Raw genomic sequence first — 24,293 nt, forward strand, 5'->3', positions numbered from 1 at the left:
TCACGCCAAGGGCACGCCGAGGGCCGCGGCGAACGCCTCAGGGTCGCGGACCCACACGGTGAGCGTCTTCTCCCCGTCGCCCCCCGCGGCCAGGTGCCGGACGGCGACCCGCGTCCGGCCCGGCCACCACCCGCCGCGCGAGCGCCCCTTCGGCCAGCCCTCGGGCGGCGTGCCGCGGCGGACCTCGCGGACGAGGCTGCGGGGCACCACGTGCAGGGACGACGTCCGTCGCAGCCCGGCGACGTCGAACGACAGCCCGGAGTCGGAGACGGTCATCCGGGCGGCCGAGAGCACCACGACGGCGACGCCGAGGAGCAGCGCCAGCGGCAGTTCGCCCAGCGCCGCCGACGTCCCGCCGGTCCAGGCGAACAGCGCCAGCCAGACGACGACGAGGACGACGGCGGCGAGCAGCAGCCACGGCCGGGGCGGGTCGTACTGCCAGTAGCGCAGCGGCGCCGGCGTGACCGTCGCCGACCGTCGCGGGCCGCGAGCGGGGAAGAACCCGTACGCCGCGACCTGCGCCGTGTGCCGCTCCTGCTCGCGCAGTGCCCGCACCGCCAGTGGTTCGTCCTGCGCCCGTCGCCTCCGCCCAGCCATGCCCGCGATCCTCCCAGCCGGCCTGCCGCCGGTTTCCGCGGAAACCGGCATCGGGTGCGCGGGGGTGTCGGGCCCCGGTGGGAGACTGGCGCCGTGACCTCACCGGACCAGCCGTACCGCAGCGGCTTCGCCTGTCTGGTGGGCCGCCCGAACGCCGGCAAGACCACGCTCACCAACGCGCTGGTCGGTGAGAAGGTCGGCATCGTCAGCAACCGTCCCCAGACCACCCGGCACGCCATCCGCGGCGTCGTCCACCGCCCCGGCGGGCAGCTGGTGCTCGTCGACACCCCCGGTCTGCACAAGCCCAAGAGCCTGCTCGGCCGCCGGCTCAACGACGTCGTCCGCGACACCCTGTCCGAGGTCGACGTCGTCGTCCTCTGCGTGCCGGCCGACCAGCCCGTCGGCACCGGTGACCGGTTCATCGCCCGGCGGCTGAAGGAGGTCACGGCGCCGGTCGTCGTCGTCGTCACCAAGACCGACGCGGCGAGCAAGAAGCAGGTCGCCGAGCAGCTCGTGGCCGCCAGCCAGCTCGTCGAGGCCGCCGAGGTCGTGCCGGTGAGCGCGGTGGCCGGCGAGCAGGTCGAGCTCCTGGAGGACCTCCTGGTCGGTCTGCTGCCCGAGGGTCCGCCGCTCTACCCCGAGGAGCAGACCACCGACGAGGACGTCGAGCGGCAGATCGCGGAGCTGGTGCGCGAGGCCGCCCTGGAGAAGGTCTGGCAGGAGGTGCCGCACTCCCTCGCCGTCACGGTGGAGGAGATGACCCGCCGGCCCGACCCCAGGCGGGCCGGGAGCGAGCTGGTCGAGGTGCACGCGCTGCTGCACTGCGAGCGGGCCAGCCAGAAGCCGATGCTGCTGGGGCGCGGCGGGCAGATCATCAAGGCGATCGGCACCGAGGCCCGCCAGGGGATGGAGGCGCTGCTGGGTGCCCGGGTGCACCTGGAGCTGCACGTGACCGTGCTGGGGGAGTGGCAGGACGACCCCAAGAAGCTCAACAGGCTCGGGTACTGAGGTGTCGACCACGCCGAAGGCGCTGTACCGGGACGAGGGCGTCGTGCTGCGCACCCAGAAGCTGGGCGAGGCCGACCGGATCGTCACCGTGCTGACCCGCCGGCACGGCAAGGTGCGGGCCGTGGCGAAGGGCGTGCGCCGCACCAAGAGCAAGTTCGGCGCCCGGCTGGAGCCGTTCACCCACGTCGACCTGCAGCTCTACACCGGCCGCAACCTCGACATCGTCAGCCAGGCCGAGTCGATCCGGTCCTACGGCCAGCCGATCGCTGGCGACTACCCCGCCTACACCGCCGGCACCGCCGTCCTGGAGACCGCCGACCGGCTCACCGCGGAGGAGAGGGAGCCGTCGCTGCGGCTGTTCCTCCTCGTCATCGGCGCGTTGCGCTCGCTGGCCGAGCGGACCCACCCCGCCGGGCTGGTGCTCGACGCCTTCCTGCTGCGCGCGATGTCGGTGGCCGGCTGGGAGCCGGCGCTGACCGGCTGCGCCCGCTGCGGCGAGGAGGGGCCGCACCGGCACTTCTCCGTGCCGGCCGGTGGCATGGTCTGCCCGCCCTGCCGCCCCGCCGGTTCGGCGATGCCCAACCCGGTCACCATCGAGCTGCTCGAGGCGCTGCTCACCGGCGACTGGGACCTCGCCGAGGCCAGCCAGGGCGGCACGCGGCGCGAGGGCAGTGGCCTGGTCGCCGCGCTGCTGCAGTGGCACCTGGAACGCGGCCTGCGCTCCCTGCCGCTCGTGGACCGCTCCGACCCGTCGGCGCCGCGCCGGGAAGTGGGCCTGCTGAGTGAGGCGTGAGGTGAAGGCCCCGAACCCGCACCCGTCGGGCGCGCGGCCACCGCAGATCCCGGCCGACAAGGTGCCCGGCCACGTCGCGATCGTCATGGACGGCAACGGCCGCTGGGCCAAGCAGCGCGGCCTGCCCCGCACTGCCGGGCACGAGGCGGGGGAGTCCTCGCTGTTCGACTGCGTCGAGGGGGCCATCGAGCTCGGCATCACCGCGATCAGCGCCTACGCCTTCTCCACGGAGAACTGGCGGCGCAGCCCGGAGGAGGTCCGCTTCCTCATGGGCTTCAACCGCGACGTCATCCGCCGTCGCCGCGACGAGATGCACGAGCTCGGGGTGCGGGTGCGCTGGGCCGGGCGCCGGCCGCGGCTGTGGCGCAGCGTCATCAAGGAGCTCGAGGTCGCCGAGGAGCTCACCCGGGACAACGACGTCCTGACGCTCACCATGTGCGTCAACTACGGCGGGCGCGCGGAGATCGCCGACGCCGCCGCGGCGATCGCCCGGGAGGCCGCCGCCGGCCGGCTGCACCCCGACAAGGTCGACGAGCGGACCGTCGCCCGGTTCCTCGACGAGCCGGACATGCCCGACGTCGACCTGTTCGTCCGCAGCTCCGGCGAGAACCGCACCAGCAACTTCCTGCTCTGGCAGTCGGCCTATGCCGAGTTCGTCTTCCTCGACACCCTGTGGCCCGACTTCGACCGCCGGCACCTGTGGGCGGCCTGCGAGGAGTACGCGTCCCGCCAGCGCCGCTTCGGCACCGCCTGAGCGCGCTCCTCGCAGGTCGGGGCCGGCCGGCGGATCGGGATTCGGCTGCCGTCGTCCACCCCGTTGACAGGGCTGGGCGGGCGCGCCGTCACTACGGTGCACCTGCTCCCGGCCCCAGCCGGGCGAGCGGCGCCCTCCGGACGAGAGATGCAGATGAGCCAGCCTCCAGGTCAGCACGGCGGCCCGTACGGCCAGCCCGGTCCGTACGGGCCCCGGGGCCAGGGACAGCCGCCGCGGGAGCGGAGCGTCCTGCCGTGGGTGGCCGCGGCGATGGTCGTCGTGCTGGCCGGCGTCGGCGTCCTGCTCGTCGTCCTCCTGCGCGGCGACGGGAACGGCGGCGAGGGGACGGCGAGCGGCTCGACCACCAGCCCGGTGAGCAGCGCGCCCGGTCCCGGCGAGCCCCCGATCGCGATGGAGCCGTCGGGGCCGGTGACGATCCCCGGGGGTGCGGGCAGCGCGCCGGGTGGCGGCATGCGGACGGAGACGCCCGAGGCCCCCTCCGGCGGCGCGGACGAGGGACAGATCCCGGGCTCGGCGGACCTGGCCTCCCAGTGGGTGGCCGGCATGGCCGCGCTGGACCCGGCCGGCGTCTGGGCGCTCACCTGCCCGGCGCTGCAGCGGGCGGCCGAGGAGGGCTCGACCGGGACCGACCTCACGCCGCAGGACCACCTGCTCGGGTACTTCACCACCCAGACCCTCGGCGGCGAGACCATCGCCGACGGCGGGGTCGACAGCGTCGCGTACGACCCGGCCGCCGACGTGGACGTCGTCACGTTCACGCTGCAGCTGGCCGACGGCGCGAGCCAGAGCGTCGAGGTGTGGGTCGACCCGACCCTGACGGTCTGCGACTTCTCCTGATCGTCGCGGCGACCCGGACGGCCCGTCTGCGACCATCGGCGCTCCGGTCCGGGCGAGGGGAGCAGGTTGTCGTGTTCGCGGTGACCCGGTTGCGGGTGTCGGAGCGGGACGCCGGCGCCCTGGCCGCCGACGTCGGCACCCTGCTGGCCGCCCTCGCGGCGCGCCCCGGCTTCCGGGACGGCGAGCTGGGCCGCTCCGCCGACGACCCTCAGCTGTGGGCGCTGGTCACCCGCTGGGACGGCGTCGGCGCGTACCGCCGCGCGCTCTCGGCCGCCGAGGTGAAGATCGCCGGGGCGCCGGTGTGGGTGCACGCCCTCGACGAGCCGGGGGTCTACCTGCCGGGGGAGGACGGCGGCCGCCCGGGCTGAGGGGTCCGCGGGGAGGCGTGCCCTGCCCACGACGGTGGGCAGAGCACGAGCACCCGCGCCAGGGACCTCCGGCCGGTGCGCCGCCGAGCGCCCCACGTCCGGCCGGTGCGCCGCCGGGCGGCCTGTGGCGGGCAACTACCGTGGACGGGTCAACCCGCCGACCGCCAGCCGGATGGAGCCTCTCGCCGTGAGCGACAGCACCGCCAAGCACGACCCCGCCCGCCTCGACAAGGTGGTCAACCTCTGCAAGCGACGGGGCTTCGTGTTCCCGTCGGGCGAGATCTACGGCGGCACCCGCTCCGCCTGGGACTACGGGCCCCTGGGCGTCGAGCTCAAGGAGAACATCAAGAAGCAGTGGTGGCGCACCGTCGTCCAGAGCCGCGACGACATCGTCGGCCTGGACTCCTCGGTGATCCTGCCCCGCCAGACCTGGGTGGCCTCCGGTCACGTCGGCGTCTTCACCGACCCGCTGACGGAGTGCCAGAGCTGCCACAAGCGGTTCCGCGCCGACCACCTCGAGGAGGACTTCGAGGCCCGGAAGGGGCGGCTGCCGGAGAACGGCCTGGCCGACATCTCCTGCCCGAACTGCGGCACGAAGGGCGCCTGGACCGAGCCGCGCGACTTCAACATGATGCTCAAGACGTACCTCGGCCCGGTCGAGGACGAGTCGGGCCTGCACTACCTGCGTCCGGAGACCGCGCAGGGCATCTTCGTGAACTTCGCCAACGTCATGGGCGCCGCGCGCAAGAAGCCGCCGTTCGGCATCGGGCAGATCGGGAAGTCGTTCCGCAACGAGATCACCCCCGGCAACTTCATCTTCCGCACCCGCGAGTTCGAGCAGATGGAGATGGAGTTCTTCGTCGAGCCCGGCACCGACGAGGAGTGGCACCAGTACTGGATCGACGAGCGCACCCGCTGGTACACCGACCTGGGCATCGACCCGGACAACCTGCGGCACTTCGAGCACCCCAAGGAGAAGCTCTCCCACTACTCGACGCGCACCGTCGACATCGAGTACCGCTTCGGGTTCCAGGGCTCGGAGTGGGGGGAGCTGGAGGGCATCGCCAACCGCACCGACTTCGACCTGAAGACGCACTCGGAGCACTCCGGCGCCGACCTCACGTACTTCGACCAGGGCAGCAACACCCGCTGGACGCCGTACGTCATCGAGCCGGCGGCCGGGCTGACCCGCTCGCTGATGGCCTTCCTCGTCGAGGCCTACACCGAGGACGAGGCGCCCAACGCCAAGGGCGGCGTCGACACCCGAACGGTGCTGCGGCTGGACCCGCGGCTGGCCCCGGTCAAGGTCGCCGTCCTGCCGCTGTCGCGCAACGCCGACCTCTCACCCAAGGCGCGCGACCTCGCCGCGACGCTGCGGAAGAGCTGGAACGTCGACTTCGACGACGCCGGCGCGATCGGCCGCCGGTACCGCCGGCAGGACGAGATCGGGACGCCGTTCTGCCTCACCGTCGACTTCGACACCCTCACCGACGACGCGGTGACCGTCCGCGAGCGCGACTCGATGAGCCAGGAGCGGATCGCCCTCGACCAGGTCGAGGGCTATCTGAAGGCCAAGCTCCCCGTCTGCTGAGCCACCCGTCGGATTCCCCGGAAACCGACAGATGGTCGAGCGGGCAGTTGTGGTCGCCGACACGGTGGGGCACGCCGGTCGCAGCGGCCGCAACTGCCCACTCGGGCGGAGGAGCCGGGTGATCCAGGTCGCCACCTACTCTGGTGGGGTGAGCAGCAGCGTCCTCGCGCGGGGTCCGTCCACCGGGACGGGCCCCGCGCCGCTGCGCCTGGGCGCGCTCACCGTCGACCCCGCGGTGGTGCTCGCACCGATGGCCGGCATCACCAACCCGGCGTTCCGCACCCTGTGCCGGGAGTTCGGTGCCGGCCTCTACGTCTGCGAGATGATCACCACGCGGGCGCTGGTGGAGCGCAACGAGAAGACACTGCAGATGGTGCGGGCCACCCCTGACGAGGAGGACGCGTTCTCCGTCCAGCTCTACGGCGTGGACCCCGCGACCGTCGGCCGGGCGGTGGAGATGCTCGTCGACGAGGGCGTGGCCGGTACCCGCCCGGCGCACATCGACCTGAACTTCGGGTGCCCGGTGCCCAAGGTGACCCGCAAGGGCGGCGGCTCGGCGCTGCCGTGGCGGCGGGTGCTCTTCCGGCGCATCGTCCGGGCCGCGGTCGCCGCGGCCGGCGACGTACCGGTCACCGTCAAGACCCGCATCGGCATCGACGCCGACCACGTCACCTACCTCGACGCCGGCCGGATCGCCCAGGACGAGGGCGCCGCGGCGGTCACCCTGCACGGGCGCACCGCCGACCAGCTCTACAGCGGCACCGCCGACTGGACGCCGATCGCGCGGCTGGTGGAGGCCGTCGACATCCCGGTGCTCGGCAACGGCGACGTCTGGGAGGCCGACGACGCCCTGCGCCTGGTCGCCGAGACCGGCTGCGCCGGCGTCGTCATCGGGCGCGGCTGCCTGGGCCGCCCGTGGCTGTTCGGCGACCTCGCCGCCGCGTTCGCCGGGGAGACGCGGCGGGCGCTGCCGACGTTGCGCGAGGTGGCCGCGGTGATGCTCCGGCACGCCGAGCTGCTGTCGGAGGACCAGGGCGAGCTGCACGGCTGCACCGACTTCCGCAAGCACGTCGCCTGGTACCTCAAGGGCTTCTCCGTCGGGTCGGACGTGCGCCGGTCGCTGGCGATGGTCAGCTCCCTCGACGAGCTGGCCGAGCTGCTCGCCGGCATCCCCGACCAGCCGTACCCGGTCGCCGTCCTGGGCGGGCCGCGCGGGCGGACCGGCCCACCCCGCCCGGTGGCGCTGCCCGAGGGCTGGCTGGCCGACCGGGACGACCCCCGGCCGCCGGCCGGGGCAGAGCTGATGGTGAGTGGCGGATGAGTCAGACCGAGGGTCCACACCTCTACGACGACGGCCCCGAGGCGCTGCACACCGGCACCCCGCGCGGGGCGCGCGGGCTGATCCTGGCCGTCCTCGGCGGAACGGTGCTGGTCGCCGTCGGCATGGCCGTCGGCCTGCCGCTGGTGAAGGGCACCCCCCACGAGCAGGCGCGGGAGGTCACCGGTGTCTTCCTGGACGCGCTGGCCGGCGGCGACGCCGAGACCGCCCACCAGCTGCTGTGCGAGGACGAGCGGGCTCGCGTGCCGGCCGCTGAGGTGGCGGCCGAGTACGCCCCGGGCGGGGTCGGCGAGATCACCGGCACCTCCGCGGCCGACCTCGACGGGGTGCCGGTGCAGCAGGTGGAGATCGGCTGGCCCGACGGCAGCACGTCGACGTTCACCGTGCTCAGCGAGGACGGTCCGCGCGTGTGCGGGGTCTCCGCCGGCTGACCCCGCACGGGGAGCTCGCGGACCACGCCTCGCCGTTCGACCGGGTCCGCTCGCGGTCCACCGGTCGTGTGCAGCTGGTCACAGGAGGCTGGTGCCGGCCCCCGATGTGGGACAGGATCCCCCTCCTAGGTCCCGACAGGACGTATGAGACGTCTATGCGTCGGGGCCGTGCTCGTCGGGGTGGGGGCACCCTGGCGCGCCACCATCCCGGCACGCGGATCGCAGCCGGCGGACGAGCGCGGAGGTGCACGGTGGGCGGAGCGGGACCGACGACCTGGGTCTACGACTTCAGTGAGGGCAGCAAGGACCAGAAGGACCTGCTCGGCGGCAAGGGCGCCAACCTCGCCGAGATGACCAACCTCGGGCTGCCGGTGCCACCCGGCTTCACCATCACCACCGACGCCTGCCGGCACTACCTCGAGCACGGCAGCACCCCGCCGGACCTCGGCGACCAGGTCAGCGAGCACCTGACGGCGCTGGAGAAGGCGATGGGCAAGACGCTGGGCGACCCGTCCGACCCGCTGCTGGTGTCGGTGCGGTCCGGGGCGGCGGCGTCCATGCCCGGGATGATGGAGACCGTCCTCAACGTCGGCCTCAACGACGACTCGGTCCGCGGGCTGGCCGTCCAGTCCGGCAGCGAGCGCTTCGCCTGGGACTCCTACCGCCGGCTGATCCAGATGTTCGGCAGGACCGTGCTCGGCATCGACGGCGAGCTGTTCGAGCACGCCCTCGACGAGGTGAAGCGGGAGCAGGGCACCGAGTCCGACCTGGACCTCGACGCCGCGCACCTGGAGGACGTCGTCGGCCGGTTCAAGGCGATCGTCGCCGAGCAGTGCGGCCGCGACTTCCCGATGGACCCGCGCGAGCAGATGGACCTCGCGATCAACGCCGTCTTCGACTCCTGGAACTCCGAGCGGGCGATCCTCTACCGCCGCCGCGAGCGCATTCCCAGCGACGCCGGCACCGCGGTCAACGTGTGCGCCATGGTGTTCGGCAACCTCGGGCCCGACTCGGGCACCGGTGTGGCGTTCACCCGTGACCCGGGCAGCGGAGCGCAGGGCGTCTACGGCGACTACCTGCAGAACGCGCAGGGCGAGGACGTGGTCGCCGGCATCCGCAACACCGTGCCGCTGACCGAGCTCGAGCGGATCGACCAGGCGTCCTACGGCGAGCTCATGGACATCATGGCCCGGCTGGAGGCGCACTACCGCGACCTGTGCGACATCGAGTTCACCATCGAGCGCGGCAAGCTGTGGATGCTGCAGACCCGCGTGGGCAAGCGGACGGCGGCCGCGGCCTTCGTGATCGCCACCCAGCTGGTCGACGAGGGCCTCATCGACATGGACGAGGCCGTCCGCCGGGTGACCGGCGACCAGCTGGCCCAGCTGATGTTCCCCCGCTTCGTCTCCGGTGGGGACGCCACCCAGCTCACCCAGGGCATGAACGCCTCGCCGGGCGCGGCCGTGGGCCGGGCGGTGTTCTCCTCCGAGACCGCCGTCGAGTGGGCGGCCCGCGGGGAGAAGGTGGTCCTGGTCCGCCGCGAGACCAACCCCGACGACCTCTCCGGGATGATCGCCGCCGAGGGCGTGCTCACCAGCCGCGGCGGCAAGACCTCGCACGCCGCCGTCGTCGCGCGGGGCATGGGCAAGACCTGCGTCTGCGGCGCCGAGGAGCTGCAGGTGGACACCAAGGCGAAGCGGTTCACCGCGCCGGGTGGCACGGAGGTGAGCGAGGGCGACGTCATCTCCATCGACGGCTCCACCGGCAAGGTGTGGCTGGGCGAGGTGCCGGTCGAGCCGTCGTCGGTGGTCCGCTACTTCGAGGGCGAGATCGACCCCGGGTCCGACGACGCCGACGATCTCGTGCGCAGCGTGCACCGCGTCCTCGGCCACGCCGACGAGGTGCGCCGGCTCCAGGTGCGCACCAACGCCGACACCCCCGAGGACTCCGCGCGGGCCCGGCGCTTCGGCGCCCGCGGCATCGGCCTGTGCCGGACCGAGCACATGTTCCTCGGCGACCGACGGCAGCTGGTGGAGAAGCTGATCCTGGCCGAGGACGACGAGGGCAAGCAGCAGGCCCTCGACGCGCTGGCGCCGCTGCAGAAGAAGGACTTCGGCGAGATCTTCGAGGCGATGGACGGGCTGCCGGTGACCGTGCGCCTGCTCGACCCGCCGCTGCACGAGTTCCTGCCCGACCTCACCGACCTCTCGGTGCGGGTCGCGGTCGCCGAGGCGCAGGGGCACCCCGACGAGGCCAACCTGCGGCTGCTGGCCGCCGTCCGCCGGCTGCACGAGCAGAACCCGATGCTCGGGCTGCGCGGTGTGCGGCTCGGCCTGGTGGTCAAGGGGCTGTTCGCCATGCAGGTGCGGGCCATCGCCGAGGCGGCCTGCGAGCGCAAGGCGGCCGGTGGTGATCCGCGGCCGGAGATCATGATCCCGCTGGTCGGCGCGGTGCAGGAGCTCGAGGCGATCCGCGAGGAGTCCGAGCAGGTGCTGGCCGCGGTGTTCGAGGAGTGCGGCGTCGAGCTCGACGTCCTCATCGGCACGATGATCGAGGTCCCGCGGGCCGCGCTGACCGCCGAGGAGATCGCCCAGTCGGCGGCGTTCTTCTCCTTCGGCACCAACGACCTCACCCAGATGACGTGGGGCTTCTCCCGGGACGACGTCGAGGCGGCGTTCTTCCACGCCTACCTGGACAAGGGGATCTTCGGGGTCTCCCCGTTCGAGTCGCTGGACCGTCCGGGCGTCGGCCGGCTCGTGGAGATCGGCGTCGAGGGCGGCCGCCGGGCCCGGCCGGACCTCAAGCTCGGCGTCTGCGGCGAGCACGGCGGCGACCCGGACTCGGTGCACTTCTTCCACCAGGTGGGGCTGGACTACGTGTCCTGCTCGCCGTTCCGCGTACCCGTCGCCCGGCTGGAGGCCGGCCGGGCCGCGCTGGGAGGGGAACGCGCCGGCTCCTGAAAGCGGACCCGGGTGCCCCACGCCTCGCCGGCTCGGCGCGGGCCCCTGCACCGGGGCCGGGAACGCCTGTGGCGCGGCCGGGGTGGGCCGACGCACGGTCCCCGGACGCCCCGTACCGACAGCGGCGCGTGGTACCCATGACGCGTGGCGGTGCGTGCGGGGAGCCTGGTGGGCCGGGCGGTCGGCGCCGCCGTCCTGGCGTTCTTCCTGCTCGTCGTCTCCACCGCCACGGCCATCTGGTGGACGGCGCGGCAGGACTCCCGGCCGGCGTCGGACGCGATCGTCGTGCTCGGGTCGGCCCAGTACAACGGCGTCCCGTCGTCGATCTTCGAGGCCCGGCTGGAGCACGCGCTGCGGCTGTACGAGGCCGGCGTCGCGCCGGTGATCGTGACCGTCGGGGGCAAGGCCGCCGGCGACCAGTTCACCGAGGCCGAGGCCGGGCGGGACTACCTGGCCGAGGCCGGCGTGCCGGGGGACGCGTTGCTGCCGGTGCAGGAGGGCGTCGACACGCTGGAGAGCATGCGCGCGGTCTCCGCGGCGTTCGACGAGCGCGGCTGGGGCTCGGCGGTGCTGGTCACCGATCCGTGGCACGCCATGCGGGCGGAGCGGATGGCCGAGGACGCCGGCATCGCCGCGGACAGCTCGCCCACCCGCCAGGGCCCGGCGGTGCAGACCCGCACCACGCAGTTCCGCTACATCCTGCGCGAGACGGCGGCGTACCTGCTCTACCGCGCGACCGGCGAGAGCGTCGCCGGCGCGCCCGGGATCGGCTGAGGAGGGCCCGTGCTGGTACTCGGGAAGGCCGGCTCGGCCGGAGTCGGCAAGGGTGTGCTGCCCGTGCTGCGCGACGACGTCGTCGTCGCCACGCTGCGGGCGTCGACCTGGAAGGAGGCGGCCACGGCCGTCGTCGGTGACCGCGAGTGGGTGCTCGCCAGGCGCAAGAGGGAACTCACCGGCCGCTGGGCGGCCGACCCGGAGGACACCGCCCGCCTGCGGGCGCGACAGACGTCGTTCTGGAAGGGCGCCTGGGAGGCCGACCTGGAGGGGACGCCGGTGCAGGCCGAGGTGGTGTCCCGCTGGAAGGGTGGGCACCGCTACCGGGTCGGCGGTCGCGTGGTCGCCGAGACCGGGACGACCGGCGGCTGGTCGCCGCGGCCGACGCTGACCGCGGAGGAGTCGCTGCCGCTGGACCACCAGGTCTTCCTGCTGTGGCTGGCGCTGGTGATGGGCCGCCGCGACCAGGCGGCGACGACGGCCGCCGTCACCGGTGGCGCCGTGGCCGGGAGCAGCTGATGGCCGGCCGGGGACGCATCCGCGCCGCGGACATCGCGCTGGTCCGCGAGCGCAGCAAGATCGACGAGATCGTCGGCGAGCACCTGCAGCTCAAGCGCGCGGGTGGCGGCAGCCTGAAGGGCCTCTGCCCGTTCCACGACGAGAAGTCGCCGTCCTTCCACGTCACCCCGTCGAGAAATCTGTTCCATTGTTTTGGTTGCGGAGTCGGCGGAGATGTCATTTCTTTCATCCAGCAGATCGACCATCTGAGTTTCACCGAGGCGGTCGAGCTGCTGGCCGGGCGGGCCAACGTCGAGCTGCACTACGAGGACGACGGAGGCCGGCCCACGGGGGCGCCGTCCCGGGAACAGACCGGGCAGCGGGCCCGGTTGGTCGCGGCCAACACCGCCGCGGCGGCCTTCTACGCCGAGCAGCTCGGCACGCCCGAGGCGGCGCCGGCCCGGCAGTTCCTCGCCGACCGCGGCTTCGACCGGCAGGTGGCGCTGGACTTCGGGTGCGGCTACGCCCCCGGCGGCTGGGATGCGCTGACCCGCCACCTGCGCGGCAAGGGCTACACCCAGCCGGAGCTGGTCACGGCCGGGCTGGCCAAGGAGTCCTCCCGCGGCACGCTGATCGACCGGTTCCACCGCCGGCTGGTCTGGCCGATCCGCGACATCACCGGCGACGTCATCGGCTTCGGCGCGCGCAAGCTGATGGACGACGACCCGGGCCCCAAGTACCTCAACACCCCGGAGACCCCGCTCTACAAGAAGAGCACCGTGCTCTACGGCGTCGACCGCGCCAAGCGCGACATCGCCCGCCGCTCCCAGGCCGTGGTGGTCGAGGGCTACACCGACGTGATGGCCTGCCACCTCGCCGGCGTCACCACCGCGGTGGCCTCGTGCGGCACGGCGTTCGGCGTCGAGCACATCGGCGTGCTGCGCCGGCTGCTGATGGACCAGGACGAGTTCCGCGGTGAGGTCATCTACACCTTCGACGGCGACGCGGCGGGGCAGAACGCGGCGATGAAGACCTTCGCCGAGGACCAGCGGTTCGTCGGCCAGACCTTCGTCGCCGTCGAGCCCGACGGCCGTGACCCGTGCGAGCTGCGGCAGACCCACGGCGACGCGGCTGTCCGGGACCTCGTGGCCCGGCGGACGCCGCTGATCGCCTTCGTCCTGAAGACGACGTTGGCCGGCTACGACCTCGACACCGTGGAGGGCCGGGTCGCGGCGCTGGAGAAGACGGTCCCGCTGGTCGCGCAGATCAAGGACCACGCGCTGCGCCCGGCCTACGCCCGCCAGCTCGCCGGGATGATCGGCAACACCGACGAGGCCGAGGTGCTCGAGCGGGTGCGCCGGCTGACGGGGGAGGGCGCGGCACCCCAGCGCTCTCGTGCCCGCACCCCGAAACGGTCGCCGGACGACATCGCCGTGGCCGTGGAGCGTGAGGCGGTGAAGACGGCGCTGCAGGTGCCCGAGCTCGCCGGGCCGGTGTTCGACGCGATCCCGGTCGAGGCCTACACCGACCCCGACTATGCGGCGGTGGCCGCGGCGGTCGCCGGCACCGGGGGAGCGGCGGCCACCCGCGTCACCGGCCCGGCCTGGCTGGACGAGGTCGCCGCGCACTGCACCAGCGAGACCGCCCGGGCCCAGCTCACCGCGCTCGCCGTCGAGCCGCTGCGCTCGGCCCACGAGGCCGACGCCGCCTACGTGAGCGCGGTGCTGGCGCGGCTGGAGGAGATGCACACGGTGCGCCAGGTCGCCGCGCTCAAGGGTCGACTGCAGCGGATGAACCCGGTCGAGGCCGCCGACGAGTACATGAGGGCCTTCAGCCAGCTGATGGCGCTGGAACAGCAGGCGATCTCGCTGCGGCAGCGGGCGATGGGCGGCCTGGCGCAGTGACGATCCTCGACCGGGTGCGCCGGCGGTTCAGCCGGCCGCCGGAGCCCGTGCGCGCCGTCGTGCTCGCGTCGAGCGATCCCGACGAGCGGGTGCTCGCCTGGGGTGCGCTGGTGCGCGAGGAGGGCTGGCTGGTCGCGACGTCGCGGGGGTTGCGCCGGGTGCCGGCCGGCCTGCCGCTGCCCGAGGCCGGGGGCGTCGGCGTCCTGCCGTGGCACGAGGTGGCCTCCGCCCGCTGGACGGCGACCGCCGACGGTGGCGGCCGGTTCGAGGTGACCGCGCTGAGCGAGGTGGAACCGGGGGTGCAGGCGCGGCTGCCGGTGGAGCGGCACGCGCTCAGCGACGCCGGTGACCTGCCGGCCGTCGTCCGACGGCGGGTGGACCAGACGGTGGTCGCCAGCCGGCGGGTACCGCTGCCCGGACGGGGCGAGGCGGTGCTGGTCGCGCGGCGGGTGCCCGGTCAGGCGGCGCGGGAGTGGACCGTCGTCTTCGACGACGACGCCGACCGCGGTGACCCGGTGGCGCGGGAGACCGCCCGCCAGAAGCTCGCCGAGGCCGTCGCCGCCGACCAGGTGGTCTGACCCGGCGCGGCTGGGTCAGCGCGCCTGGGTCAGCGCGGCGGGGGCACCGGCCCCGGAGCGGTGGGTCCCGTCGGGCGGTCCGGGCCGGTGTCGCGGCCCATGCGGGTCTTGACGGAGTTCACCACGGCGTCGGCACGGGCCTGGGCCATGCCTGCCACGCCCTGCAGCTGCGGGTTGTCCTTGGCGTTCGACCACGCCCTGCGGATCTGCTCGTATCGCTCCTTGCCCGCCTTCGCGCCGAGCACGTACCCGGCACCGAAGCCGGCGAGGAAGGACAGCTTCGCCACGGGGACCTCCTGCTGGATCGGGGGAACGGATGGTCACCGTAGCCGTGACCCGGGGCGACGCGCGACGTGAAGGCCCCTGCGCCGGGCTCGGGACGGCGTCGGGTACTCTCGTCCCTGCGCGCGGGTCCGTCCCGCCCATCCCCCGTAGCTCAATTGGCAGAGCATGCGACTGTTAATCGCAGGGTTACTGGTTCGAGTCCAGTCGGGGGAGCATCACCGCAGGTCAGGGGCCTGCCTTGGCGTTAGCGCGGCTAACTGACCCCATTTGTCCCCACTTCTCGTATCTGGTCAGCCCTTGATCCCGGTCGTGGTCGTGGGCGAGGGCCGTAGCTGTGGGCGAGGGTGCCGTGACCTCAAGGCCTCGCGTGTGCGTGTCGCTCAGCCCGCCGGCAAGAGGTGTGTGGCACTTGATCTTGTGAACCTGCAGTCGGGATGACGGGGCATTGGTCAGACTCCTGGTCGACGCAGGACAGTGGTGGCCGGTTGGCGAGGGCGTTGCAGTGCGTCTGCAGGCGGCTTCAGCGACGCCTGCGGGTGAGGCCGAGTCAAAACGCGAGGCCCGTCTTCGCGTCACTAGCACCTCGCAGCCTCGCGCCGTGACACAGACGTGGGGTGTACCGGTCGAAGTGGAGAAGGCGCTCGCCTGGCCGGTAGAGCAAGTTGCGCTGCACCTGTTGCGGAATTACCAGCGGACGAGTGTTCAGCCGGACCGCCGCAGCGAGCTGATCTACGCCCGGCAGGCGTACCACAGGAACGGCGTGCCAGAGGCGCAGGCCAGTTCGGTGATCCGCGCCCTCGCCGAGGCCTTCGACTGGCTCGTCCTCCATGGCCTGCTGTCGGAGGATCCTCCTCCGAACAACAACGGACACTTCATCACGCGCAAGGGCCGGGAAGTCTTGGAGTCGACTGCTGGGCCCGCCTTGCTGCGGGCTCAAGTGCGGCTGGTTATCGATTTGCACCCGAGCATCGCTCAGCGAGTCCGGAGCCAGGTTCCTGCTGGGGGAGTACGAGCTGGCTGTTGATGAACCTGTTTCAGGGCGGATCGGCGTGTTCAAGAACCCGCCGAGCCATCGGCAGGTTGACTACAGCGACCCCACGCTGGCCTCGGAAGTCGTGCTGTTGGCCGACCTGCTCCTGCGGATCCTCGACACGAGGGCTCCGACCGTGTGAGGAGCGTGCAACCGCGCCGTGCTTGAAGGCATCGATCACGCCCCTTCGTGCCTGATGACGGTGACACCCGTCTCGCGGCGCGGAAGCCAAACGAACCTTCAGCCCCTCGATCTGGATGCGGAACTTCTTGATCTCCCACCCTCGATGTCCCGGAAGCCGATGAGGACTGCCTGCTGCCGTCGTCCGGGCTCGTTCGGTATCCCGGTCGACCTGCACTGATGGACTCGGGTGAACGTGAAGGAACATGCAGCCGACGGCTGGGGTCAAGGGGTCGCAGGTTCGAATCCTGACTGCCCAACGGTGGGAAACCGCAGCACAGGGGCCGTTCCGGAGCGTCCGGAACGGCCCCTGACTGCTCTCCGACGGGCGATGTGAGCACCACGAGGCCACGCCAACCCGTCCAGGATGGGTGTCGGGCTGGCCGACTTCCGCCGACCTGCGCTGCCCGCGCCGGTCAGACTCGGAAGCGCGCGCCGCACTCGTGCACCGCGTGCCGGCCAACTGGGCGGCGATGACCCGGGAAAGGGGTCGACCGTCGAGGTGTCACACAGCGGCTCCCGCCTCTGCTGTGTCGGGGTCGTAGGCATAGATCCAGCCGCTCTGGACCAGGGGGTCCGCGGCGGCCAGCGCGGCATCGCGGGCCTCCTGCTCGGGGCCGTCGGGCAGGTGGTTCACGTGCGCACGGGCGTGGCTGATCTCCTGCAGCCGGGTGGTGCGCCCGATCCGCAGCGACTGGTACCGCTGCAGCGCGCGGGCCGGGGCGGCCGGGTCGTCGGCGAGGCAGCGGGCCAGCACGGCGGCGTCCTCGATGGACTGCGCGGCGCCCTGGGCGAAGAAGGGGAACATCGGGTGGGCGGCGTCGCCGAGGAGCGTGACGGGGCCACGGCTCCAGCGGTCGAGCGGCTCGCGGTCCAGCAGGGCCCAGCGGCCCGGGGTGCCGGCCTGCCGGATGAGGTCCTGCAGGCGGGGGTCCCAGCCGGCGAACTCGGCGAGGAACTCCTCCACGGTGGCGGTGGCGCTCCAGGACTCGACGGTGAAGTCCCCGGCCGGGGCGAACGCCACCAGGTTGACCGCGTTCCCGCCGGAGACCGGGTAGTGCACCAGGTGGTGGTCGGGGCCGATCCACAGCGTCTGCGCGCGACGGCGGGCGAAGTCGGGGGCCTGGTCGGCCGGCACGAGGGCGCGGAACGCGGACATGCCCGAGTACGTCGCGGGGGAGGGCTCGGTCACCACCCCCCGCACGGTCGAGTGCACCCCATCCGCACCGATCACGACGTCGGCCTCGACGGAGGTGCCGTCGGTGAAGGTCAGCACGGCGGAGTCGCCGTGGATCGAGATGGCGGTGCAGCGCCGTCCCAGCTGGACCGCGCCCGTAGGCACGGCCGACGAGATGGCGCTCAGCAGGTCGGCCCGGTGGACGGTGTAGGTGCGCTCGCCGTACAGGCGTTCGCAGGAGCCGGCCAGGTCCTCGGCGGACAGCACCCGGCCGTCGGCCCAGCGGCGGAACTCCCATCCCACGTCCAGCGGGACCGCGCGGTCGAGCAACGCGTCCAGGGCGCCCAGCCGGCGCACGAGGCGGACGGCGTTGGGCGCCAGGACCAGGCCTGCGCCGACCTCCTTGAGCTCCTGGGCCTGCTCGTAGACCACCGCGGGCAGGCCTGCTCGGTGGAGGAAGGCAGCGGCCGCGAGGCCACCGATGCCGCCGCCGACGATGGCGATGCGTGGTGTGCCGGCAGACGAAGCGACCATCGCGGTGTGAGCTCCCTCTTCGGTGATGGGGACGTTGTCGGTTGCGTGCGGATCTGCAGGTCGGTCAGGTGCGCGGCGGAGCAGTGCCTGTCGGCTGGGCTCGTGGAGCTGGAGCGGCAGGGGCGCGGAGGCAACTCCTCGGGGCGGACCGGTCACCCTGGGGACCCGGTACGAGCCGATGGTCGGCGGACGGGACCCGGCTGGGAATCGTCGTGTCCATCCGACGAACGGGACGGTGGAGCGCCGGTCCACGCCGCACGGAGCAGGTCCTCGACGCCGGCGGCCGTGACCGGGCGGGGATTGGCGTACGGGCGCTCGGCCGCGAGCGCGGCGACGCGGGGGACGTCGTCCTCGGCCATGCCGAGTTCCCGCAGGGAGCGTGGGGCGTCGAGCCGGCCGGCGAGCTCCCACAGCTCCCGCGCCGGGTCCGGCACGCCGCCCAGCGCCCGGGTGAGTGCGGCGACCGCGTCCGGGGCGGCCGGGGAGTTGTAGGCGAGCGCGTGCGGCAGGACGACGGTGTGTGTCTGCGCGTGCGGGAGGTCGAGGGTGCCGCCCAGGGTGTGGCAGAGCTTGTGGTGCAGCGACATCGTCGTGGCGGCCAGCACCGCCCCGCACAACCAGGCCCCGTACTGCGCCTCCCCGCGGGCGTCGAGGTCTCCGCCGTCGGCGACCACCCGGGGCAGCGCGGCGGCCAGCGCCCGGGTGCCCTCCTCGGCCATCAGCGAGACGATCGGCGTCGCGTCGGGGGCGTACAGGCTCTCGACGGCGTGCGCGATTGCGTTCATCCCGCTGGTCGCCGACAACCCGGCGGGCAGGGAGAGGGTGAGCTCCGGGTCGTACAGCACGCTCCTCGGCAGCACCCGGAGATCCCGGCCGGTCCGCTTCTGCCCGCCCTCGGTCAGCCCCCAGACCGGGGTCATCTCCGACCCGGCGTAGGTCGTCGGCACGGCGATGACCGGCAGGTCGTGCTCCAGCGCGATGGCCTTGCCCAGCCCGACCGCCGACCCGCCGCCCACGGCGACACAGCCGTCGGCGCCCAGCTCGGCGGCCAGCTCGCGGGCCCGCCGGGCGACCTCGACCGGCACGTGCATGCGCGCCTCGGGCAGCACACCGGCCGCGCGGTCGCCGAGCGCGTCGGCGACCTGCTTGCCGGTGACCTCCTGCTCCGGGGAGCAGAGCACGAGCACCCGGGTCAGGCCGAGGGCCGCGACCTCATCGGGCAGTGCGGCGAGCGAGCCGGGGCCGAACACCACCCGCATGGGCAGCGCGGAGTAGGTGAACGGGGCGATCACGACGGCGCCCCCCGCACCACGGTCGGCTGCGCTTCGGCCGGCTGCGCGGCCGGCGGGGCCTGGTCGGCCCGCAGCAGCGTCAGGTCGAAGGTGAGTGTCCTGAACGGGTTGGGCAGGCCCAGCTCGGCCGCCCGGGCCGGGTCGTCGACCTCGGGCACGTCCCGGATCAGGCTCTCCTTGACCCCGAACACCGCGTCGGAGTCCAGGTAGGGGCTGTCGGCGACGAACACGTGGGTGGTGACCGGCCGGTAGCCGGGAGCGGCGACGATGAAGTGCAGGTGCGCCGGGCGGTTGGGGTGCCGGCCGGTGGCGGCCAGGAGCTGCCCGACCGGCCCGTCGTCGGGGATCGGGTAGAAGCGCGGCACCACCGACCGGAACCAGAACCGGCCCTCGTCGTCGGCGGTGAACAGCCCGCGCAGGTTCCCGGCCGGCTGGATGCCGGGCTGCTGGACGTCGTAGAAGCCGTCCTCGTTGGTCTGCCACACGTCCACCACCGCCCCGGCCAGCGGCTCGCCGTCCGGGCCGGTCACCTGCCCCGACACCAGGCACGGGGTGCCCTTGCCGTCCAGGTTGACGTTCTCGCCCAGCTCGCGCTTCGGGGACTCCACCATGTGGAACGGGCCCAGCACCGTCGACTCGGTCGAGGCGCCGCCGGTGCGGTGGTTGATCGTCTCCACCAGCATCGAGACGCCGAGGACGTCGGAGAGCAGGATGAACTCCTGCCGCACCTCGTTGCTCATGTGCCCGGTGCGGGTGAGGAAGTCGATCGCGAACCCCCACTCCTCCTCGGTCAGCTCGACGTCCTTGACGAACGCGTGCAGGTGGTGCACCAGCGAGGTCAGCACCCGTCGCAACCGCGGATCCGGGGTGTCGGCGAAGCTCGCCGCCACCACCTCCGCCGACCCCTCCTCGGTGAACAGCTCGCGACCGCTCATGCCAGTTCCTCCTCGATCCCGCCGGTCAGACGGCTCGTGGCGGTGGGGTACGGGTCACCCAGGCCGACGTCGCCGACCGGGACCGACGCCGCCGCCGTCACGCGAGCCCCACGCGGAGCGGGATGCTGGCCCAGGCGCGCAGCGTGTTGTTGTGGTGCCGCTTCGTCGGCGCGGCCAGCTCGATGGTGCGCACCCGCTTGGCCAGGGCGGTCAGCAGAGCCTCGGCCTCCAGGCGCGCGACGTGCTGGCCGATGCACTGGTGGATGCCCATCCCGAAGCCCACGTGGCCGGAGGGGTCGCGTCCGAGGTCGAAGACGTCCGGGTCCGTCCATCGTCGCGGGTCGCGGTTGGCCGCCCCCAGGAACATGAGGATCTTCTGGCCGTCAGGGATCACGTGCTCGCCGACGCGGATGTCGCTGGTGGCCGTGCGGAAGAAGGTCTGCACCGGGGACTCCCAGCGGACCGCCTCGTCGAAGGCGACGCGCGCCAGACCGGGCTGGGCCCGGAGGCGGCGCCACTGGTCGGGGTTGGTGGCGAAGGCGTAGAGGACGGCGGACAGGCCGTGCACCGTGGTGTCCACGCCCGCGAGCAGCAGCGAGCGGGTGACCAGCGGAGCTTGCTGTGTGGTGATCTCCCCGCGGTCGGCCGCGGACCAGATCTGCGCGCCGAATCCACCTGGGGACAGCGCGTCGCGCTGGCAGCGGGCGGTGGCCCACCCCATCAGCTCCGCCACCCGCGGCGCTCCCTTCGCAACAAGGTCGTTCGCCGGGCCGAAGGCGTTGAAGTTGTGGTCGCCCAGGGGCAGCAGGTTCTCCCGTCCCTCGGGGGAGAGGCCGACCGCGTCCGGGAACACCCGCAGCGGAAAGGCCTCGGCCAGCGCAGGGACGGCGTCGAACTCGGTGCCGCGGGCGAGGACCTCCTCCACGAGCGTGTCGCCGTCGGCCAGCCACTGGTCCCGGAGCCGCCGCAGGGACCGGGGGCTGAGCACCTTCTGCAGGACACGGCGCGGGGCGTCGTGCCGCGGGGGATCGGCCTCGAGCAGCAGGCTCGGCGGGCGCCAGGGCTCCTCGAACCGGAAGTTGGACAGGCCCACGCCGGCGGCGGACTGGAAGCCCTGCCAGTCCACGAGAGCGGCGTGGACCTGTTCGTAACGGGCGAGGGCGTACACGCCGTAGGCGGTCAGCCGGACGACGGGGCCGGCCTCGCGCAGCTCGTGGTGCAGCGGCGCCGGGTCCTCCAGCACCTCATGGCTGAAGGGATCGGTGTTGTTCGTAGGGAGGTCGGTGCCGGTGTCGACGGTGGCCGTCATGGCCTGCCTTTCGATCGAGGGGCCTCGGCGGAGAGGGACCGCGGGGGTCCGGGGGATCACTCGTCAGCGAAGGAGTGCGCCAGCACCCACGACGGGAAGCTGGTGATCTTGGCGTCGATCAGCAGCGGCGAAGTGCGCGGCCCGGCCAGCCATGCCCGGACCTGGTCGAGGTCCTCGACGGTGCGGACGGTCACGCCGGTGCAGCCGAACCCGCGTGCGATGGCGGCGAGGTCGGTGTCGGGGAAGACCACCGTCTCCTGGGGGTACCCGGGGAAGTGGTGCACCTCGGCCCCGTACGCGGCGTCGTCGTAGACCACGACCACCAGCGGCAGCGCCAGGCGCACCGCGGTGTCCAGCTCGGTGAGGGCCATCATGAACCCGCCGTCGCCGATGCCGCAGACGGTGAGCCGGTCCGGCGTCGCCACCGCCGCGCCGATCGCCGCGGACAGGGCCATGCCGATGGACTGGAAGGCCAGGGGCAGGCAGTACCCGCGGTTGTCCGGGACCTCCAAGAACATCGCCGGGTAGCCGTTGAAGTTGCCGCCGTCGGGGACGACGACCCGCTCGCGCGGCAGCATCTCGTCCAGCGCGATGGTCAGGGTTCGGGGATCGATGCGCTCGCCGTCGGACGTGTCGTCGTAGGGCTCGTCCTGCCAGCGCCGTCCGGCGGTGAGGCGCTCGGCCACGGCAGGGGAGCGGTAGCCCTCCCGGGCGGGGCCGGCGGCGGTCAGCCCGGCGGTGACCGCCGCCGCCGTCGACGCACAGTCGCCCTGGATGCCGAGCTGGACGTCGCGATGGTGTCCGATGGCCGCCAGGTCGAGGTCGACCTGCGCCACGGTGGTGGCCTTGCCGATGAGCCCGCCGGCGCGCGTCGTCCACGTGTTGAGGCCGGCTCCGAACGAGACGAGGACATCGGCGTCGCTGATCAGGTCGGCTGCCGTCGGGGTCGCGAAGCCGCCCATCACGTCGAGGTCCCACGGGTTGCCCACGAACAGGCCCCGCGCGACGGCGGAGGTGGTCAGCAGCGCCCCGCAGGCCTCGGCGAGCTCCTCGAGCTCCGCTCTGGCGCCCAGGGCTCCGCGGCCGGCGACCAGCACGGGCCGCTCGGCACCGGCCAGGAGATCCGCCAGCCGCCGCACGCCGTCCGCGGAGGCGGTCGGCACGACCCGTTCGGGGAGTGCGGGGACGGCCTCCGATGACCAGTCCAGCTCCTGCTTCTGCACGTCGAGAGCGAGGTGGAGGACGACGGTGCGCCGCTCCAGCAGGGCCCGGGAGTATGCCCGTGCCGCGTCGGCCACCGCCGTCCCGGCGCCGTGGACGCGCTCGGAGGTCGCGCCCACCCCGCGCACCGTCAGCTCCTGCTCGATCCAGAAGTTCGACGTCGACTGGGTTGGCGACGTGTCACCGGTGACGACCAGGACCGGCGTGCGGCTCTTCGCCGCCTCGGTGATGCCGGTCAGGGCGTTGGTCAGGCCGCACCCCTGGTGCAGGCTGACCACGCTGACCTCCCCTGTGGCGCGGGCGTAGGCGTCGGCCGCCACCGCGGCCCCGTGCTCGTGCCGCGTCGCGACGAAGCGGGCGCCTTCTGCGATCAGCGCGTTGGTGACGTGGAAGTTGCCGCTGCCGACGACCCCGAAGACCTGGCGCACCCCGAGCTGGGCCAGTGTCCGCCCGACTGCCTCTGCGACCTGCATCGTCGTTCGCTCCTCTGTCCTCGATCGTCGGCGCCCGTCGCGATCTGCCGGGTGTGCCCGTGCCTGTGGGGGGCCGGCTCGAACGGCCGTGCGGTGGGCACCGCGCCGGTGGGGCTGCGTGCCCGGGTCCCTCCACCGTGGATCAGACCAGCCGGAGGGGACGCCTCGCAGATGGATGTCCATCCAATGAACACCCGTGGGACGTCCGCCTCGGCGGGTCTTGATGCTCTGCCTTGTGGCGGTCGCCACGCTCAGGCGGGTCCGAGAGGAGAGGTCCTTGATCGAGGTCGCTGACCGCGGGGGGAGCCGTCCGCGGCGCTCGCCGCGACGGTTCGCCGGTGCGGTGCTGAGTTCCATCGCTGTGCTGGTCCTCGCGGCCTGCGGCTCGTCCGCCGGTGCCGGCGACGGCGGCGGTGGCGGCGGGGAGGCCGGACCGACCCAGCTGACGGTCGGCTACTTCCCGCTGGTACACACGGCGACCGCCGTCGAGGCCCAGGAGGCGGGGCACTTCGCCGACGCGGGCCTCGACGTGGAACTCCAGCAGACGGCGGGTGGCGCCCAGGCGATCCCCTCCCTGGTGGCCGGAGAACTGGACATCACCTACGGCAACTACACGTCTGCACTGCTGGCTGCGCAGCAGGGCCTGCCCGTGCGCATCATCGCCGGCAACGACGTCGGGGCCGACGACCACGCGCTCATGGTCGCCCCGGACGCTCCCTACCAGGGCCCGGCGGACCTGAGCGGCGCCCGCATCGCCGTCGTCAACCTCTCCAACATCGGCACGATCGCCATCAACGCGGTCCTCGAGGACGCCGGGGTCGACATCTCCACCATCCAGTACGTGGAGCTGCCGTTCCCCGACATGGCGGCCGCCCTGTCCTCCGGCAACGTCGACGCGATCTGGCAGGTCGAGCCGTTCCAGGCGTCGGCGCTGGCCAGTGGCGCCCGAGTGCTCTTCAAGATGTTCGAGGGGCCGGTGGAGGGCATGCCCGTGGCCGGGTGGCTCACCACGGAGCAGTACGCGCAGGAGCACCCCGATGTCATCGAGGCGTTCCGGACGGCGCTCGACGCCTCCATCACCGACCTCGACGGCAACCGCGAGCGCCTGGTCGAGTTGGTGCCCACCTACACGAAGGTCCCCGCACCGGTCGTGGAGCAGGTGGCCCTGCCGGACTTCGACGCGACGGTGGATGTGGACCAGCTGCAGAAGATGGCCGACCTCATGCTGGAGTACGACGTCATCGACGAGGAGTTCGACGTCTCGAGCATCATCGTGCAGTGAGCCCGGGCGCCCACCCGCATCGCTCCGGCTCGCCGGTGGGGACGAGGTCGTCCCCACCGGCGCGCCGCGACGCGCAGGTCCTCCGGCCGGCGGCCCGGCGACCCGTGTCCCGCCCCGACGAG

The 24,293-nt window shown here is 73.1% G+C and carries 23 protein-coding genes and 1 tRNA gene; 17 read left to right on the forward strand and 7 right to left on the reverse strand.

Features of this window, described 5'->3' with window-relative positions; genetic code table 11:
• Positions 1-597 carry a hypothetical protein gene (locus CRP39_RS01825; protein ID WP_143426510.1) on the reverse strand — a complete coding sequence of 199 codons (597 nt, stop codon included), beginning with the start codon at positions 595-597 and terminating at the stop codon, positions 1-3.
• Positions 598-690: 93 nt separating this feature from the next.
• Between CRP39_RS01825 and era the strand changes: the two genes are divergently transcribed.
• From era to CRP39_RS01890, 13 genes are all read left to right on the forward strand, one after another.
• Positions 691-1,605 carry a GTPase Era gene (gene era, locus CRP39_RS01830; protein ID WP_097203834.1) on the forward strand — a complete coding sequence of 305 codons (915 nt, stop codon included), beginning with the start codon at positions 691-693 and terminating at the stop codon, positions 1,603-1,605.
• 1 nt (position 1,606) lies between these two features.
• Positions 1,607-2,398 (forward strand): DNA repair protein RecO, encoded by a 792-nt coding sequence (gene recO, locus CRP39_RS01835; protein WP_097203836.1) that lies wholly within the window; start codon positions 1,607-1,609, stop codon positions 2,396-2,398.
• A 1-nt stretch (position 2,399) separates the two neighbouring features.
• A complete protein-coding gene (locus tag CRP39_RS01840; protein ID WP_245853498.1) occupies positions 2,400-3,152 on the forward strand; it encodes an isoprenyl transferase in 753 nt (250 codons plus the stop codon).
• 153 nt (positions 3,153-3,305) lie between these two features.
• Entirely contained in the window at positions 3,306-4,010 is a 705-nt protein-coding gene (locus CRP39_RS01845; protein WP_143426512.1) for a hypothetical protein, read from the forward strand.
• A 71-nt stretch (positions 4,011-4,081) separates the two neighbouring features.
• On the forward strand, positions 4,082-4,378 hold the full coding sequence (locus CRP39_RS01850) for an antibiotic biosynthesis monooxygenase family protein (RefSeq protein ID WP_172442247.1): 297 nt from the start codon (positions 4,082-4,084) through the stop codon (positions 4,376-4,378).
• A 187-nt stretch (positions 4,379-4,565) separates the two neighbouring features.
• Positions 4,566-5,969 (forward strand): glycine--tRNA ligase, encoded by a 1,404-nt coding sequence (locus tag CRP39_RS01855; protein ID WP_281253751.1) that lies wholly within the window; start codon positions 4,566-4,568, stop codon positions 5,967-5,969.
• A 148-nt stretch (positions 5,970-6,117) separates the two neighbouring features.
• Complete coding sequence (gene dusB / locus CRP39_RS01860; RefSeq protein WP_097205064.1) at positions 6,118-7,290, forward strand: tRNA dihydrouridine synthase DusB; 1,173 nt, start codon at positions 6,118-6,120, stop codon at positions 7,288-7,290.
• Complete coding sequence (locus tag CRP39_RS01865) at positions 7,287-7,739, forward strand: hypothetical protein (RefSeq protein ID WP_097203841.1); 453 nt, start codon at positions 7,287-7,289, stop codon at positions 7,737-7,739. Before dusB ends, CRP39_RS01865 begins: the two co-directional genes overlap by 4 nt.
• A gap of 251 nt (positions 7,740-7,990) precedes the next feature.
• Positions 7,991-10,699 carry a pyruvate, phosphate dikinase gene (gene ppdK / locus CRP39_RS01870; protein WP_097203842.1) on the forward strand — a complete coding sequence of 903 codons (2,709 nt, stop codon included), beginning with the start codon at positions 7,991-7,993 and terminating at the stop codon, positions 10,697-10,699.
• Positions 10,700-10,843: 144 nt separating this feature from the next.
• Positions 10,844-11,473 (forward strand): YdcF family protein, encoded by a 630-nt coding sequence (locus CRP39_RS01875; RefSeq protein WP_245853499.1) that lies wholly within the window; start codon positions 10,844-10,846, stop codon positions 11,471-11,473.
• Positions 11,474-11,482: 9 nt separating this feature from the next.
• A complete protein-coding gene (locus CRP39_RS01880) occupies positions 11,483-11,992 on the forward strand; it encodes a hypothetical protein (protein WP_097203844.1) in 510 nt (169 codons plus the stop codon).
• Positions 11,992-13,875 carry a DNA primase gene (dnaG, locus tag CRP39_RS01885; RefSeq protein WP_097203846.1) on the forward strand — a complete coding sequence of 628 codons (1,884 nt, stop codon included), beginning with the start codon at positions 11,992-11,994 and terminating at the stop codon, positions 13,873-13,875. Before CRP39_RS01880 ends, dnaG begins: the two co-directional genes overlap by 1 nt.
• Entirely contained in the window at positions 13,872-14,453 is a 582-nt protein-coding gene (locus CRP39_RS01890; RefSeq protein ID WP_097203847.1) for a hypothetical protein, read from the forward strand. The genes dnaG and CRP39_RS01890 overlap by 4 nt, the downstream gene beginning before the upstream one ends.
• Before the next feature lie 29 nt (positions 14,454-14,482).
• On the opposite strand, the gene CRP39_RS01895 is transcribed toward CRP39_RS01890, so the two are convergent.
• Positions 14,483-14,740, reverse strand: a complete 258-nt coding sequence (locus tag CRP39_RS01895; RefSeq protein ID WP_097203850.1) for a hypothetical protein — start codon at positions 14,738-14,740, stop codon at positions 14,483-14,485.
• Positions 14,741-14,878: 138 nt separating this feature from the next.
• Between CRP39_RS01895 and CRP39_RS01900 the strand changes: the two genes are divergently transcribed.
• The 3 genes from CRP39_RS01900 (at position 14,879) to CRP39_RS27930 (ending at position 15,910) form a co-directional block, all read left to right on the forward strand.
• A tRNA-Asn gene (locus CRP39_RS01900) sits at positions 14,879-14,951 on the forward strand.
• A gap of 385 nt (positions 14,952-15,336) precedes the next feature.
• Entirely contained in the window at positions 15,337-15,762 is a 426-nt protein-coding gene (locus CRP39_RS01905; protein WP_143426514.1) for a hypothetical protein, read from the forward strand.
• 25 nt (positions 15,763-15,787) lie between these two features.
• Positions 15,788-15,910 carry a hypothetical protein gene (locus tag CRP39_RS27930; RefSeq protein ID WP_260179317.1) on the forward strand — a complete coding sequence of 41 codons (123 nt, stop codon included), beginning with the start codon at positions 15,788-15,790 and terminating at the stop codon, positions 15,908-15,910.
• Between the two features lie 543 nt (positions 15,911-16,453).
• On the opposite strand, the gene CRP39_RS01910 is transcribed toward CRP39_RS27930, so the two are convergent.
• From CRP39_RS01910 to CRP39_RS01930, 5 genes are all read right to left on the reverse strand, one after another.
• Entirely contained in the window at positions 16,454-17,659 is a 1,206-nt protein-coding gene (locus CRP39_RS01910; RefSeq protein ID WP_097203854.1) for an FAD-dependent monooxygenase, read from the reverse strand.
• A gap of 152 nt (positions 17,660-17,811) precedes the next feature.
• Entirely contained in the window at positions 17,812-18,951 is a 1,140-nt protein-coding gene (locus CRP39_RS01915) for a maleylacetate reductase (protein WP_097203856.1), read from the reverse strand.
• Complete coding sequence (locus tag CRP39_RS01920) at positions 18,948-19,886, reverse strand: intradiol ring-cleavage dioxygenase (protein WP_097203858.1); 939 nt, start codon at positions 19,884-19,886, stop codon at positions 18,948-18,950. Before CRP39_RS01920 ends, CRP39_RS01915 begins: the two co-directional genes overlap by 4 nt.
• Positions 19,887-19,983: 97 nt before the next feature.
• Positions 19,984-21,195 carry a cytochrome P450 gene (locus tag CRP39_RS01925; RefSeq protein WP_097203860.1) on the reverse strand — a complete coding sequence of 404 codons (1,212 nt, stop codon included), beginning with the start codon at positions 21,193-21,195 and terminating at the stop codon, positions 19,984-19,986.
• 56 nt (positions 21,196-21,251) lie between these two features.
• Complete coding sequence (locus CRP39_RS01930) at positions 21,252-22,889, reverse strand: thiamine pyrophosphate-binding protein (protein ID WP_097203862.1); 1,638 nt, start codon at positions 22,887-22,889, stop codon at positions 21,252-21,254.
• A gap of 277 nt (positions 22,890-23,166) precedes the next feature.
• Between CRP39_RS01930 and CRP39_RS01935 the strand changes: the two genes are divergently transcribed.
• Positions 23,167-24,171, forward strand: coding sequence for an ABC transporter substrate-binding protein (locus tag CRP39_RS01935; RefSeq protein WP_245853501.1), 1,005 nt, complete (start codon positions 23,167-23,169; stop codon positions 24,169-24,171).
• The last annotated feature ends 122 nt before the right edge of the window (positions 24,172-24,293 follow it).

Source organism: Geodermatophilus sabuli (assembly GCF_900215145.1).
Classification (GTDB): domain Bacteria; phylum Actinomycetota; class Actinomycetes; order Mycobacteriales; family Geodermatophilaceae; genus Geodermatophilus; species Geodermatophilus sabuli.